This window comes from Pseudovibrio denitrificans JCM 12308 (assembly GCF_001310815.1).
Taxonomy (GTDB): domain Bacteria; phylum Pseudomonadota; class Alphaproteobacteria; order Rhizobiales; family Stappiaceae; genus Pseudovibrio; species Pseudovibrio denitrificans.
Map to the genome: position 1 here is coordinate 1 of NZ_BAZK01000010.1, position 14,557 is coordinate 14,557.

Sequence of the window (14,557 nt, forward strand, 5' to 3'; positions counted from 1 at the left end):
GGCTCTAAATTTCGTTAAAACATCACATAAATGTGATCATATATGAAATTATACTTACATATTTTTGCATTTACTGGGTATTTAATTTCCTAAATTCTATTATTTCATGCAATTTTTGATTTTATTTAATTTTATCACAACTTTATGTCTAATTTTAAATACATTTCAAATATTGTTTATTACAAGCCATATTCGAGGCTATTGATGGCGGTTAATAGGTTGCGAACGCAATTATAATCGCATTTGCTGGTTTTTGAGGACATCACATGCCAGATCAGAAAAAGAGTATTCTTCTCGTTGAGGATGCCAATTTCTTCGCTCGCGTTACTGAAAGCGAGATTGAGCGTGCGGGGCATTATCATGTCACGACGGCGAAAACGTATGCTCAGGCAAAAGCAATATTGGAAGAAGGAAAGGTAAAGCCGTTCCTTGCTCTTGTTGATCTGACGCTACCAGATGCGCCAGATGGTGAAGTCGTGGATCTGACCATCAACGCAGGCCTACCTACGATTGTATTTTCCGGACGGTTTGACCAGACCACACGCCGATCCATTCTGAAGAAGGGTATCGTTGACTACGTCCTGAAGGATTCCCCTGCAAGTCTCGGATATCTTGGGGAGTTGGTGAACCGTGTTGATCGGAACCTGAACACCAAAGTCATGATCGTCGATGACTCTTCGCATGCCCTTGCACTGCTCAAAAAGCGGCTGCAGCTGTATTGTCTGCAAGTGATCACTGCAACTTCTGGTGAGCAGGCGCTCGAAAAGCTTAAGCAGAACCCTGATATCAAGCTGATCATCATCGATCATTTGCTGCCCGGTGCTACAGGCTTTGAGGTGATGACGCAAATCCGCCGGACGCACAGCTTCAACACGCTTGCTGTCATCGGCATCTCAGCAACAGACGACCCTGCCCTCACAGCAAAGTTCCTGAAGTCAGGCGCCAATGACTTCCTCAATAAGGCGTGTACGCCAGAGGAGCTGATGTTGCGCGTATCGCAGAACCTCAATCAGTTGGATCGCATCACAGAGCTCACCGAAATGGCGCACCGTGATCCGATGACGGGTTTGTTCAATCGCCGGCATTTGTACAACACGGTCGACAAGCTCCACAAAGACCAGATCAGAGCTGGCAAGGCTATGCGATATGCCATGATCGATATTGATCGCTTCAAGCAGATCAATGACAAGTTTGGCCATGAGACCGGAGACAATCTGATTATCTCCGTCGCGCATCGCATCTCTGACCTTCTTCCACCCAAAAGCGTGGCTATCCGGATTGGGGGCGATGAGTTCTGCGTTGCTCTGCCAGATATTGATGAGCCGACGTCCAAACAGTTTCTCTCTGAATTGAGAAGCTCCATGCCGGTTACAGATCCGGGCAACGATGAGCGTACGTTTGCACCGACCATCAGCGTCGGACTGTCAGCTGGCCATGAGAATACGATGGCGAGTGCTCTGCGGGTTGCGGACCGTTGCCTCTACAGAGCCAAAAAATCTGGCCGCAACCGCATTGTAACCTCTTCAGCTACCACTCTTGATGCCATGTGATCTGACGGCGCTATAAGCTGTCAGATTGTCCTCCCCCCGTCGACTTCCAAAGCTACACCAGTGATAAACTGTGCTTCATCCGAGGCAAGCCAGAGTGCTGCGTTGGCAATGTCCTCTGGCCTGGAGAAGCGGCCAAGAGGGATGCTCTCCCTGAACTGCTGGCGCTTTTCTGGTGTGTCTTCGCCCATGAACAGCTCCAGCATTCCGGTTTCACCAGCAACCGGACAAAGGGCGTTAACGCGGATATTTTGAGGAGCAAGTTCAACCGCCATGGATTTGGTTGCAGTGATCACCCAGCCTTTGGAGGCATTGTACCACGTGAGGCCCGGGCGAGGCCGTATGCCGGCGGTTGAGGCGGTGTTGATGATGACACCACCGCCTTGCTTTTCCATCTCTGGCAAGACTTCCAGGGTCGTCAGGTAGATGGCTTTGGTGTTGACCTCAAGAATGCGGTCGAAGTTGTTTTCATCAACTTGCGTGAGCGGGCAATTGCGGTGGGTGTAGCCAGCGTTGTTGACGACAATGTCCAGCCGTCCTGTCTTTTCGACAGCATGAGCCACCATGGCTTTCACATCTGAGCGAACAGTGACATCTGTCTCAATGAAGTAGGCGTTGTCGCCGATATCGTCTGCCAGTTTCTCAGCTGCTATTCCATTGAGGTCAGCAATGATGACCGCTGCACCTTCCTGCGCATACTTTCGCGCAATGCCTTCGCCGAAACCAGCAGCACCACCAGTGATTATTGCAGTTTTTCCTTCCAATCTTCCTGACACGCTTTCCCTCCCCGCGTGTATTGGTCAACCTTAAGCATGGCTGACGACAATGGTTTTCAAAACAGAAAATTCCTTCAAAGCCTCAAAGCCTTTTTCCCTGCCGTGGCCTGACTTCTTGACCCCGCCGAATGGAAGTTCCACTCCTCCTCCGGCACCGTAGGTGTTTACAAAGACCTGACCAGAACGAATGGCTTTAGCGACGCGTGTGGCGCGCACGATGTCTTTGGTCCAGATGCCTGCAACAAGCCCATAGGCTGTGCCGTTGGCAATGCGGATGGCCTCTTCCTCGGTGCGGAAAGGGATCACTGACAAGACAGGGCCGAACACCTCATCCTGCGCAAGAGGATGGTCGATTGGCACCGGACCATAGACCTTGGCTGTGGTGTAATAGCCCTCGGTGGGCGCATCAGGAGCGATCGTGCCCTCCCCGATCAATGTGATGCCGTCTGCTTCGGCTTGCTCGCAAAAGGCATTAACGCGCCGTAGCTGGCTTGCATTGATCAGAGGTCCGAGATCGAGGCAGTCCTTATATTGGCCCGAGACAACGCTTCTGAAGCTCGACCTCAGCGTGTCTACTGCCTCTTCCCAGCGACTCTGGTGCACAAGCAAACGGGAGCCTGCTGAGCAGGTCTGGCCGCCGTTCTTCAAGATACAATCCTGAATGATCGGTAGAGCCTTACTGAGATCCGCATCTTCGAAGAGGATCTGCGGAGACTTGCCGCCCAGTTCCAGAGTACAGCCAATGTGATTTCGAGCTGCTGCGGACTGGATCATGGCGCCTACATCCGGGGATCCTGTGAAGGTGATGAAGTCTACCTCAGGATTGTAGGAGAGCGCGGCTCCTGCTTCTTCTCCTAAGCCAGTCAGGATGTTAAGCGTGCCTGCTGGGAAACCAGCCTCCAATGCGAGGTTTGCGGTTTCGATGACAGAAAGACATGCGTCTTCAGAAGGTTTGACAACCAGTGTGTTGCCCATTGCCAGGGATGCCCCTGCAACACGGGCAAAGATCTGCATGGGGTAATTCCATGGCACGATGGACGCAACAACACCATGTGGCTCGCGAACGGTCATGGCCAGATAGTCTGTGGCTATTGGAAGGGTCTCGCCTGTGATCTTGTCAGCAGCCCCGCCGTAGAATCTGAAGTACTGAACCGCGGCTGCGATATCGCCATAGCCCTGGCTGAGAGGCTTGCCGGTATCCCGAGACTCTAGTTCGGCAAGATGGTCTTTGTTTGCCTCAACAAGCTCTGCGAGCTTTAGCAGACACTGCCCGCGCTCACCGGCAGACATTCTGGACCACTCCGAGGATTCAAGGGCTGATCGGGCTGAGGAGACGGCCTTTCCAACATCTGCAGCGCTGCACCGAGGAATCGTTGCGTAAGGCAAGCCAGTGCTCGGACAGATCATATCAATGGTTTCGCTAGAGGAAGCATCACACTGCAACCCATTGATAAGAGCTCTATATTTCTTCAGATTCTGAGAACTGAGTGTCGCGCCAAACTCGGTCATACCGCCCCCCTCGGATGATAAGCTTTGTGCAGGTCATCCAAACGCTAGATCATGTGGGAGGGCGGCGCAATTCTCTTCTTGGGGTAGTTTTATTGAGCCGCTGTTGGCGTGAGAACGGTTTCAGTGTTCTTCACTCCATAAAACTGATTGTGCCACAGCTCGGCATAAAGGCCGTCTTTTGCCAGCAGTTCAGCATGGGTTCCAGCTTCAACAATCTGGCCTTTGTCCATAACGACTAGGCGATCCATTCTGGCGACCGTGGTCAACCGGTGGGCAATGGCGAGTGTAGTTTTATCCTTCATCACATCGTTTAGAATTTCCTGAATATCCGCGTCCAGCTTGGTGTCCAGCGCTGATGTCGCCTCATCAAGGATCAGGATTGGCGGGTTCTTCAGAAACACACGCGCTAAGGCAATGCGCTGACGTTGACCGCCTGAAAGCTTGATGCCTCGCTCACCGACGTAGGCTCCAAACCTTTGCGACCTTTGTCATCTTCCAGCTCTTCAATAAAGTCCAAAGCGTGCGCACGGCGAGCAGCCTCGCAAACCTGTTCTTCTGTCGCATCATCTTTTCCGAGGGCAATGTTGTCGAAAATGGATCGATGGAACAGGGAAGTATCCTGCGTTACGAGCCCAATTTCTGCCCGCAATGTTTCCTGTGTGACGTCTCGTACATCCTGATGGTCAATGGTGATTGATCCGCCTTCAACGTCGTACATGCGCAAGAGAAGATTGACGACTGTGGACTTGCCAGCCCCAGAATGGCCAACGATACCAACCTTCTCGCCTGGTTGGATGGCGAAGTTCAGGTCTTTTACAATTGCGGCTTGTTGACCATAGGCGAAGTCTACATTGTTGAATTCAATCAAGCCCTTCTCATGGCGGAACTCTTTGGCTCCTTCAGCATCCGTCAAACCATATGGTCGCGACAGAATGCTGATGGCTGACTTGAACGTACCGTAGCCTCGGAACAGGTTGGTCAACATAGACAGCACTTCAAAGAGTTTGCTTTCCAACCGGATCACGAAGCCGAGAATGATGGCTACTTCACCTGTTGTGATGAAACCGTTCAACCAGAACCAGAGACTGGCAGCTCCCATAGCTGCTAATGCAAGAATACTGAGCAGCGTGACGGACAGGCGCGAGTTGGAAAGTTCTGCTTTGAACAAGTGTACCACATCGCGGAACTCACGCATGTGGTTCTCAAAATAAGTGAGGGCTCCCCGATCTCCCTGAAAGAGTTTAACCGTTTGAATATTTGCATAAATATCAACCAACGCACCGTTCACGCGGTGTGCGCTGTCTGCCCCAAGCTTTGCAACATTCTTGATGCGGGGCACGTGATAGTAGGAAGCTACTGCGAACAAAGCCATCCAGACCAAAAGGACTGCTCCCAGGATGGGATGCATCCATGACAACGCAAAGAGAATGGTGCCAATAAAGACAATGTTCGGCAAGATCGCCACTGAAACCATGGCAAACATGTCTGCCACTTCGCGCCCGCCCATCCATGTTTTGCTTGTCAGGTTTCCCGCGAACTCTTTTTGAAAGAAGGCCATGTCCTGACCGATCAGACGCCGAAAGAACTCCATTCGCGTTGCGACTGACATGTTGTTGTGAAAGTTGAGCGACATGAAGAAGGCTTCAAGAAGCGAAAACAGTGGCCGTAAAACCAGAAAGCAAATGGCTGTTCCTATTATAAAGTATTGATTTTCCTCCCAGAAGCCAGCAACGCCTGTGGCCTCCATGCGATCGACAAGAACACCGACAAATGAGAGCATCAGGACGGTAAGGATGCCTTCAGCGAAGACAAGGATCGATAACAGAACCGTCTGTTTCGGATATCTGAGCATCAAGCGGATGAGGTGTTGGAAGTGCGTTCTTCCTTCCCAGTCGATCTCCTTAAGCTCAAAGGGATCAACTAGATTCATAATCCAACGATAGAAAGATGACATGGCCGGGCGGCTCCAGAGAATCGGGCGGGGACTTCAAGGGTAGGTCAGGCGTGAAGCAAATTAAACGGAAATTTGTTCATCTATTGTTCTCAACAGGCAGTCAGTACCTTTGCCTGAAGCAGAGCATTGCACCCCTCAGCGCTGTTCGTCCCATACAGTTTTCCAAAGTGATAAACTAATATTTCCAATAGGTTATTCGGAACACGCGCTCATCTTCATTTTTCTTCTTGTTATTTTAGTATTTTCTAATATTCTAATATACAAATTCAAATAGAGGATTAGCCCAATGCGTTATCTTAGCAATTTAGGTGAGCGATATTCGCCTCTGTACTTCCTGTCCGCCGTAGGTGCAGGCGGCCTTGCAATCAGTTTCTTTATGTACCTGATGTGGATGACCCCTCATAAGGGATCTCCGATCGCCAACTTCGCATCGCTGACAGAAGCCTTCAGCACAGGCCCCCTTGCCATGCAGGCTCTGATTATCGTGGCTTCAATTGTCATCATCTTCTTTTCCGTCCTGCACTTCCGCCTGTTATTCTGGAACTTCTCAGAGTATGGCAAGTGGAAGAAAACCAAGGTCTTTGAAGGCTTTAAGAACTCCAATGCAGAAAGCCAGCTGATGACCATTCCGCTTGCTCTGGCGATGACCATCAATGTGAGTTTTATTGTTGGTGCGGTGTTCGTTCCAGGCCTTTGGGATATCCGTGAAGTGCTGTTCCCATTCTCCCTGCTGGCATTTGCAGCTGTTGGTGTTCTGGGTTTCCGCATCTATCTGGACTTCATCTCCCGCGTGCTGACTGAAGGCGGTTATGAATGTGCGAAGAACAACAGCCTTGGTCAGATGGTTTCGGTATTTGCCTTTGCCATGATCGGTGTTGGTTTCTCTGCTCCAGCAGCGATGAGTCATACTAAGGTGATCGCGGCAATCGGTATTGCGGGTAGTGCGCTGTTCATTGGTGCCGCGATTGTGATGGGTACCATCAAGCTGATCCTCGGTTTCCGGTCCATGATGGAGCACAAGGCGGCTGGTGAAACCACCCCAACACTCTGGATCGTTATTCCATTCCTGACTGTTGTTGGCATCGCGATCTTCCGCATCAAAATGAGCCTTGCCCATAACTTCGATGCGCCTGTAACTGCTGGTGGTATCTATGTTTTCCTGATCAGCCTGTTCGCAATCCAGATCCTGTTTGGCCTGATCGGCTGGGCAGTTATGAAGCGGGTTGGCTACTATGACCGCTGGATCGCAGGTCCAGACAAATCTCCTGGCTCTTACGCACTGGTTTGCCCTGGTGTTGCACTGTTCGTCTTCGGTAACTTCGTCATCAATGCAGGTCTTGTGAAGCTAGGTGTCCTCGGCTCAATGTCCATTGCCTACTTCGCTCTGTACGCACCTTTGATTGTCATTCAGATCGCAACGGTCTGGCTGTTCCTGAAGCTTAACGGCAAGATGCTCTCCGCATCTAGCCAGCTTCAGGCACAACCAGCAGAATAAGAAAAAGGCGGGTGAGTTACCCGCCTTTTCTATTTGTTTCCAAATAAGAAACGCTGATCACATTGGACGACGAGCCCATGGTCTTGTACCAGCAGGCGCTTCTTTTCTTGCAAACACCGGCTGAGTATAAGCGGTGACCTCATTGAGGTTCCCAGCTTCCAGATCCGCACGCAGGCGCGGGTTGTCCAGCGCGAAGCTGTTGATGCCAACGCGGAGCATGAAGCCAATCTGGTCCAGAATGAATGGACCAACGGCGCGGATCTCACCACCGTAGCGCAGGCCATCCCGCAGAATGCGTGCTGCGGAGAAGCCACGGCCATCAGCAAAGCTTGGGAAGTCCACAGCGACCAGCTCAAGGGCTTCAAGATGGTCAGAAAGCTCCTCCGCCTTTTCACCTGCACGCAGGACAACACCCAAAGTCAGGTTGGTCTGCTTAAGCTGCTGTTCTTCCTTCAGAAAGCGCTTCAGTGAGAAGATGAGTTTGCCTTCTGCTGGCAGAGCTTCATCATCTGCGATGTAAGCCCAGTCATCCGCGACGATCTTGTCGTTCTTGAAGATCTCAGTGGTCTGTTTGAGTTCTGCTGTCATTTGAACCTCAGATGCTTTGGGCTGCGCCGCCCTTGGACGCACTTGAGAAGTGGATTCCACATTCGGTTTTGTTTTGACCACGCCAACGGCCTGATCGTGGGTCCTCACCCGGAGCTACCTTGTCTGTACAAGGCATGCAGCCGATAGAAGGGTACCCTTCTGCGACGAGCGGATGCGGAGGCAAGCCGTTGTCCTTGGCGTACTGAAGCACTTCAGTTGCTGTCCAGTTTGCCAGTGGGTTCACCTTGATGCGGCCTTCTTCCAGCTCGAAGTGCTCAAGACTGGCGCGTGTGCTGGCCTGATGGCGCTTACGGCCAGAAATCCAAGCTTCGAAACCACCGAGCGCTTTTGCCAGCGGAACCACCTTGCGGATGTGGCAGCACGCGTCAGTATCAGATGCCCAGAGAGCACCTTTCGGGTCTTTCTCAGCGAGGTCTTCTGGTTCAGGCGTGATGACCCGCACGTCCAAAAGGCCAAGTTGTTCAACCAGTTCGTCGCGATATCGCTTGGTTTCACCAAACAGCTTACCAGTATCGACGAACAATACCGGGGTACGGACGTCGATCTGTGACACCATGTGAAGCAGCACGGAGCTGTCAGCACCGAAAGAAGACACCAATGCAATCTCTCCAGCGAACTGCTCAGTGAGCGCGTGCTCCAGAATATCCTGAGCGTCGCGCTCAGAATACATCCGGTTCAGCAGCTTCACCTGAGCCTCCAAAGAGGCCTTATGTGATTGACTATGCTCCATAAAGAGCGTCCTTGAATGGCTGATCACCCAAGCGGCGGTAGGCGTCGATGAAGCTTTCTTCTTCGTCCAGCCGGTTTGCCAGATAGGTGTCGACAACGGTTTCAACGGCATCTGTGATCTCTGCTTCCGGGAAGCCACGACCGATGATTTTGCCGATGGATGTGTTCTGATCTGCAGAACCACCCAGTGTGATCTGATAGAGCTCTTCACCTTTGCGGTCTACACCCAGAATGCCAATGTGGCCGACGTGGTGGTGACCACAGGCGTTGATGCAGCCGGAGATCTTCAGCTTCAGATCACCAATCTCGTTCTGACGCTTAACCGCCTCAAATCGCTTGGAAATTTCCTGAGCGATTGGGATAGAGCGGGCGTTTGCCAGCGCGCAGTAGTCCAAGCCTGGGCAAGCGATCATGTCGGTGATCAGGCCAGCGTTGGAATCTGCCAGATCGTTGGCTTTCAGAATCTTGAAGACGGTGGGTACATCCTGCAGCTTCACATGCGGCAATACGAGGTTCTGCTCGTGTGTAACACGCAGCTCGTTGTGTCCAAACCGTTCTGCCAAATCAGCAATTACGTCCATCTGGTCCGCAGTCGCATCACCCGGTGCTCCGCCGATTGGCTTCAGCGAGATGGTGATAGATGTGTAACCCTCTGCCTTGTGAGCATGCAGGTTGCGGCTTGAGAACAGGGCCAGATCACGGTCTTCGCGCTTCGCGGCTTCCAGCTCAGTGCTGATCTTTGGCAGAGCATCGAATGATGGCGGTGCGAAGTATTCGTTGATGCGAACCACTTCTTCGTTTGGCAGGTTGAGGATGCCGTTTTTGGTTGCCTCGAACTCTGTCTCAATATCCTGCTTCAGCTCTTCCAGACCGGTTTCGTGAACCAGAATCTTGATGCGGGCCTTGTATTTGTTATCGCGGCGACCATAGCGGTTGTAGACGCGCAGGATCGCCTCGCTGTACGCCAGCAAGTCGTTTTCTGGTAGGAAATCCCTGACTTTACGGCCAACCATCGGCGTACGGCCCAGTCCACCACCCACGAAGACCACAAAGCCGATTTCCCCGTCTTCGTTGCGGGTCAGCTGCAGGCCAATGTCATGCACCTGCACAGCAGCACGGTCCTGTTCAGCACCGGTAATCGCAATCTTGAATTTGCGTGGCAGGAACAAGAATTCCGGATGCAGTGAGGACCATTGGCGCAGAATTTCGGCGTAAACGCGTGGATCTGCGAACTCGTCGGCGGCGGCGCCGGCGAACTGGTCGGAGGTCACGTTGCGGATACAGTTACCGGAAGTCTGGATAGCGTGCATCTCAACGTCGGCAAGTTCGCGCAGGATTTGCGGAGTGTCAGAGAGCTTTGGCCAGTTGAACTGGACGTTCTGACGTGTTGTGAAGTGGCCGTATCCTCTGTCGTAAGTCCTTGCAATATGGGCAAGTTTACGCATCTGGGTGGCGTTGAGCGTGCCGTATGGAATAGCAACGCGCAGCATGTAAGCGTGCAGCTGCAGGTACAGGCCGTTCATCAGGCGCAGGGGCTTGAATTCGTCCTCTGTTAGTTCACCGGACATGCGGCGGCGGACCTGATCTTCGAACTGGGTTACGCGTTGATTGACAAAGTCACGATCAAATTCGTCGTAGCGATACATTGAAATACTCCAGAATTTAAAAGGACTTAGGCAGAACGCAAATGGCGTTCGGCCTGCTTGCCGAGATCAAGGCGTGTGGTTGGCCCTTGGGCGCGGATGCGCTCTTTCAGGCTCTTTGGCTGCAGGTGGCCATCTTTCAGTTCCAGATCAATCGCGTAAGTGCCGAGAACATATTGCTTTTCTTCACCGGCTTTCGCGAATTCCAGAGCTTTGGTCATGTCTTCGTCAGAGCCCAGAACCCAGGCAGCTTCAACAAACTCAACCCACTCTCCGTTGTGGCCGAGCCAGACGACATCACCATCGACCAGTCTGTTGGCGGTAATAGTTTTCATCAGGGGTCTCCCTAGCTGCGACCACAGCCGGTAACTTCTCGTATTTGTATGGGCTTAGCGGGAGCGATCGCGACTGGTCTGCGTGGGCCACTGCCTTACCGATGACGATAAGTGTGGGTCCGGTGACGCTGTCGTGATGCTCGAAATTACAGAGGTCATGCAGGGTGCCTGCAAAATTGCGTTCTTTTGTTTGGGCTGCGTTCTCAATGGCCATGACCGGGGTGGATAAGTCCAAACCTGCTTCGGCGAGCAGGTTTGCCACTTTCCCCGCCACTGTGCGACCCATATAAACGGCTGTGGTGGAGCCATTGAGTGCGAGATCCGCCCAGTCCGGGAGGACATCTCCATGCTGGTTGTGCCCGGTGGCGAACACCAGCGAGGAGGCAACACCGCGTAATGTCAAAGGTATTTGAGCGCTGGCTGCAGCGGCGAAAGCTGCGGTGACACCGGGCACAATCTCAAAATCCACGTCATGCTCTCGCAGCGCGGCAATCTCTTCTCCAGCCCGACCAAACACCATCGGATCCCCGGCCTTGAGGCGGACAACCCGCTTGCCGGACTTGGCGGCAGAGACCAATAACTGGTTGATCTGGGTTTGCGTTGAACTGTGCGTTCCTTTGCGTTTTCCCACGCTGATGCGTGTTGCATCGCGGCGGCCCATGGAAACCACGGCATCCGGTACCAACGCATCGTAGAAAATCACATCAGCTTCCTGCAGGACGCGCTGAGCGCGCAGGGTCAGCAAGTCTTCCGCTCCCGGGCCTGCACCCACGAGCCAGACGTATCCCTTCTGGTCCTGTTCAGAGTTCAGCAAGCGATGCGCTTCGGTCAGGGCCTTTTGTGTCTCACCAGCAAAAGTGTTCGCAGCGACGGAACCTGAAAAAAATTCAGCCCAAAAGCGGCGACGTGCGCTTCCCGAAGGCATCAGCTTACCAACTGTAGCACGGAAACTATCTGCCAACCTTGCGAGTTGACCGGCCTCCCGAGGCAACAGAGCTTCTACCTGTGCGCGGATGTGGCGGGCATAAACAGGACCAACGCCTGTTGAGGTGATTGCCACGGCAACAGGTGCGCGATTGACCATCGCGCCGGTGTAAAAGTCACAAAGCTCAGGACGGTCCACTGCGTTGACTGGAATGCCCTTCTCACGAGCGGCTTCCACGATTTCGCGGTCCAGCTCTTCTTCATCGGTGGCAGCAAACACGAGGCTGCGCCATCCAGATAAGCCGGATTGAATAGGCTGAGCATGAAAACGCCATCGGCATCGGCAACCGCTTCGGCCAAAGCTGCACTTGGGCGCTCGTGGCTGACAACACGGATGTGTGCTTTGGTTTGCGCCAAAAGCCTCACTTTCGCAGCAGCTTCATCACCACAGCCAACAACAACAACCATTTTGCCTTCAACCTTATGAAAGGTCGGAAAGACAGCGAGTTTATTGCTCTCGTCCTGCTGTGTGTTGTAGCTCTCTACCAAAGCCATTGCGCTCTCCAAGCGTTTTGGGATCATTTATGCTGGAGTGAATTCTTATCCGAAAACCGGTTCCCACTTTTCGGGAATGCACTTCATTGGCTGCGAGTGTACAGAGTAGAGCTACTCTAAGCTCAGCATGGCATTCCAAAGCTGACTGGAGGCGTAGAAAAGATTTTTTTCAGGTGCCCGAACGGCGGAAAGGTGCTCTGTCTCAAAATTCGGCGCACGAGAAACACAATTCTATTCCCGAAGTGCTTAAGAGGCACATAAGTCCTCAAAATTGCCGATACATGTACTGATTGAGAAAATAAATCTACATACGGGAGAGAGCCGCTGAAACAGCAAGCTGCAAAAACGAAAACCTGCAGTTCCGCCCAACGCACATTTTGAAGAATCTGGTTCTTCGCGTTTCACTTGCTGCTGTCGCTGCATTTAAGCAGAGTGCCGCACGGATGAAACCTGTCCCAGCTTGTACTGTAAAATCTGCCAAACAGGATCAGACAGCGTAGCAGGCTTTGTCTATTTCCATTTCGTTCAATATCCAGTCACGAAACAGCTTTATTTTCCGGTGGTTTTTCTGATTTTCTCGGTAAACCAGCCACACAGGATTTTCAGCTGTGCACTTTAACTCGAAGGGCTGGATAAGCAGGCCATCTCGCAATGCGCTTGAATGGAACAACGGCGTCAAAATCGCGACCCCATGCCCTGCAATGGCGATGTTTCCTTCAACAGCTTGCGTGCCCATTTGAGATACGGGTTGGTTTGAGAAATCGGGATCCTTCACCCCTGCAGCTTCAAACCAGTTTCTCCACCAAGGATCACCAGTATCAATAATGGGAAGTTTCAGCAGGTCTTCAGGCTTATGTACGCCGCCGATGCTCTCAGCAAGTCTTGGGCAGAGCATGGGCGTGTACGTAATCTCGGCGAGTTTGTGACAGATTAATCCGGGCGACTTTTTGGGGCTGTTTCTGATCCCGATATCAACGTCGGAGGATGCAAAATCGACAATGTCACCAGTGGTTTCCAACTGAACAGCAATTTTGGGGTTTGCCATCTGAAACTCGCCGATGCGCAACGAGAGCCAGTTCATGGCAAAGGTGGGAACTACACTTAGCTTCAGCCTTCCATCCTGCGTCCCTTGCACTGCCGAAAAACCAGCGCGAATGGACTGAAAAGCCTCGCTTGCGACAGTCGCAAGTTGCGCGCCTGCTTCTGTTAAAACAACCTGTCTTCCCACCCGTTTAAACAAGGGTGTGCCGGTGCGATCTTCCAGCACTTTTATCTGATAACTCACCGCCGCTTGCGTCATTCCCAGCTCCTCCGCAGCGCGGGTGAAGTTGGAATGTCTTGCAGCAGCTTCAAAGGCACGAAGAGCGTTGAGTGGAGGCAGGCTGTTTGGCATCCTTGATAAAATCTCCTTATGCTTTCATCCCTACATTCAATTGGACTGTAAATGCAACCTCCGGCATTAATTCTCCCAGCAACAACAGGAGAAACACATGGCAGACTGCACCGTCGGAACTCACAAAGAGAAATTATCAGTCAATATTTTCAATGTATTACGTAGAATACTGGAAAGCCTTTTCATTCCAGCAAAACGCGGACCTAAGCTATTGGATATACGTGAGCTCCCCGCTCACATCCAAAAAGACATTGGAGCTAACATAGGACCAGGACCATTTATCAGATAAGGCTCCATAAAGCCTTCATATGATTCCCCTCTCCCTCTGTTATCTCCCAAGTCCTCCTAAAACGACAAAGCCGATTACTGCTAAGCGGCTGCATTTCAGCGCATTTTTCTATCAGTAACGTCAGCAGTGTACTCAAGGCCTTTCAAGGGTCTGCCATCATCTAACATGTTATCCCCCTATGACCTCTTGGCGTTAGAATGATGTTATGAGTGGCACAAACGGCTTGGTGCCTACTCCAAAACAAGAGAGGTTTCATTAGCTCGATTAGTCATCACCCACCATAATTCGCGCTGACAACGGCGCGGATTTCTACTAGGGCACCTTCGCGGCGGAGGGCGGCGGCTTCGATGGCGGTCCAGGCTGGGTAGGGTTTGGAGAAGAGTTCGAGGCGGATGGAGTCGAAGAGTTCGAAATGTTCACGCAGGCCGATGTGGTAGCTGGTCATTTCGACGATGGCGTCCAGATCCAGATTAGCTTCGTGCAGGATACAGGCGATCTTCTTGAATGTGTTGCGGAACTGGGCTTCCGGGTCTTCCGGCATGTTACCGCTCATGTCCGCGCCAGTCATGCCACTCAGGAAGATGTGATTTCCTGAAAAGATTGCCGGTGACATGTTGAGCTTTTCTGCAACTTCCTGAAATTCCTGAGGGATGACTACGCGCTTGACCATAAAATACCTTTCCTGACGCCTCTCAGCAGACTGTTGCCCCGTTTGTGAGACGCGCAAACTATATCGTCCCCCTGAGCCTAAAGCAGTTCACATTAAGCTGAAACACTTGAACTGCTTTAGATACTCTGT

12 protein-coding genes and 1 pseudogene are annotated in these 14,557 nt (G+C 52.0%); 2 read left to right on the forward strand and 11 right to left on the reverse strand.

Annotated features, from left to right (window positions below; all coding sequences use genetic code 11):
* The first annotated feature begins 266 nt into the window (after window positions 1-266).
* A complete protein-coding gene (locus tag JCM12308_RS14460) occupies window positions 267-1,550 on the forward strand; it encodes a GGDEF domain-containing response regulator (RefSeq protein ID WP_054784237.1) in 1,284 nt (427 codons plus the stop codon).
* Window positions 1,551-1,570: 20 nt separating this feature from the next.
* Here the strand turns inward: JCM12308_RS14460 and JCM12308_RS14465 are convergent, their stop codons facing one another.
* The 4 genes from JCM12308_RS14465 to JCM12308_RS14475 all read right to left on the reverse strand — a co-directional run bounded on the left by JCM12308_RS14465 (window position 1,571) and on the right by JCM12308_RS14475 (window position 5,786).
* A complete protein-coding gene (locus JCM12308_RS14465; protein WP_041768040.1) occupies window positions 1,571-2,323 on the reverse strand; it encodes an SDR family oxidoreductase in 753 nt (250 codons plus the stop codon).
* Between the two features lie 30 nt (window positions 2,324-2,353).
* A complete protein-coding gene (locus tag JCM12308_RS14470) occupies window positions 2,354-3,832 on the reverse strand; it encodes an aldehyde dehydrogenase family protein (RefSeq protein WP_054784238.1) in 1,479 nt (492 codons plus the stop codon).
* Window positions 3,833-3,921: 89 nt separating this feature from the next.
* On the reverse strand, window positions 3,922-4,278 hold the full coding sequence (locus tag JCM12308_RS30010; RefSeq protein ID WP_208978622.1) for an ATP-binding cassette domain-containing protein: 357 nt from the start codon (window positions 4,276-4,278) through the stop codon (window positions 3,922-3,924).
* A complete protein-coding gene (locus tag JCM12308_RS14475) occupies window positions 4,239-5,786 on the reverse strand; it encodes an ABC transporter ATP-binding protein (protein WP_208978595.1) in 1,548 nt (515 codons plus the stop codon). Before JCM12308_RS14475 ends, JCM12308_RS30010 begins: the two co-directional genes overlap by 40 nt.
* Window positions 5,787-6,072: 286 nt before the next feature.
* Here JCM12308_RS14475 and JCM12308_RS14480 point away from each other — a divergent pair, with 286 nt between their 5' ends.
* The gene (locus tag JCM12308_RS14480; protein ID WP_054784239.1) at window positions 6,073-7,281 is read left to right on the forward strand and encodes a TsoY family (seleno)protein; all 1,209 of its coding nucleotides are present in this window, start codon (window positions 6,073-6,075) and stop codon (window positions 7,279-7,281) included.
* A gap of 57 nt (window positions 7,282-7,338) precedes the next feature.
* Here JCM12308_RS14480 and JCM12308_RS14485 read toward each other — a convergent pair whose 3' ends face one another.
* The 7 genes and pseudogenes from JCM12308_RS14485 to JCM12308_RS14515 all read right to left on the reverse strand — a co-directional run bounded on the left by JCM12308_RS14485 (window position 7,339) and on the right by JCM12308_RS14515 (window position 14,428).
* Entirely contained in the window at window positions 7,339-7,869 is a 531-nt protein-coding gene (locus tag JCM12308_RS14485; protein ID WP_054784240.1) for a DUF934 domain-containing protein, read from the reverse strand.
* Window positions 7,870-7,876: 7 nt separating this feature from the next.
* Entirely contained in the window at window positions 7,877-8,620 is a 744-nt protein-coding gene (locus JCM12308_RS14490; protein ID WP_054784241.1) for a phosphoadenylyl-sulfate reductase, read from the reverse strand.
* Window positions 8,610-10,265: a nitrite/sulfite reductase gene (locus tag JCM12308_RS14495; protein WP_054784242.1), complete on the reverse strand. Its 1,656-nt coding sequence runs from the start codon at window positions 10,263-10,265 to the stop codon at window positions 8,610-8,612. Before JCM12308_RS14495 ends, JCM12308_RS14490 begins: the two co-directional genes overlap by 11 nt.
* Window positions 10,266-10,291: 26 nt before the next feature.
* Window positions 10,292-10,597, reverse strand: a complete 306-nt coding sequence (locus JCM12308_RS14500) for a DUF2849 domain-containing protein (RefSeq protein WP_054784243.1) — start codon at window positions 10,595-10,597, stop codon at window positions 10,292-10,294.
* Window positions 10,560-12,076 (reverse strand): annotated as a pseudogene (gene cysG / locus JCM12308_RS14505) (siroheme synthase CysG). The gene JCM12308_RS14500 and the pseudogene cysG overlap by 38 nt, the downstream one beginning before the upstream one ends.
* Before the next feature lie 487 nt (window positions 12,077-12,563).
* Window positions 12,564-13,469, reverse strand: a complete 906-nt coding sequence (locus tag JCM12308_RS14510; protein ID WP_014284032.1) for a LysR substrate-binding domain-containing protein — start codon at window positions 13,467-13,469, stop codon at window positions 12,564-12,566.
* A gap of 560 nt (window positions 13,470-14,029) precedes the next feature.
* Window positions 14,030-14,428, reverse strand: coding sequence for a RidA family protein (locus JCM12308_RS14515; RefSeq protein ID WP_054784244.1), 399 nt, complete (start codon window positions 14,426-14,428; stop codon window positions 14,030-14,032).
* Window positions 14,429-14,557 lie beyond the last annotated feature (129 nt).

Coding starts and splice junctions, on each gene's coding strand:
- JCM12308_RS14475 (WP_208978595.1), bottom strand. CDS start 5,786: ATGTCATCTTTCTATCGTTGGATTATGAATCTAGTTGATCCCTTTGAG.
- JCM12308_RS14515 (WP_054784244.1), bottom strand. CDS start 14,428: ATGGTCAAGCGCGTAGTCATCCCTCAGGAATTTCAGGAAGTTGCAGAA.
- JCM12308_RS14495 (WP_054784242.1), bottom strand. CDS start 10,265: ATGTATCGCTACGACGAATTTGATCGTGACTTTGTCAATCAACGCGTA.
- JCM12308_RS14470 (WP_054784238.1), bottom strand. CDS start 3,832: ATGACCGAGTTTGGCGCGACACTCAGTTCTCAGAATCTGAAGAAATAT.
- JCM12308_RS14480 (WP_054784239.1), top strand. CDS start 6,073: ATGCGTTATCTTAGCAATTTAGGTGAGCGATATTCGCCTCTGTACTTC.
- JCM12308_RS14490 (WP_054784241.1), bottom strand. CDS start 8,620: ATGGAGCATAGTCAATCACATAAGGCCTCTTTGGAGGCTCAGGTGAAG.
- JCM12308_RS14510 (WP_014284032.1), bottom strand. CDS start 13,469: ATGCCAAACAGCCTGCCTCCACTCAACGCTCTTCGTGCCTTTGAAGCT.
- JCM12308_RS14460 (WP_054784237.1), top strand. CDS start 267: ATGCCAGATCAGAAAAAGAGTATTCTTCTCGTTGAGGATGCCAATTTC.
- JCM12308_RS14500 (WP_054784243.1), bottom strand. CDS start 10,597: ATGAAAACTATTACCGCCAACAGACTGGTCGATGGTGATGTCGTCTGG.
- JCM12308_RS14485 (WP_054784240.1), bottom strand. CDS start 7,869: ATGACAGCAGAACTCAAACAGACCACTGAGATCTTCAAGAACGACAAG.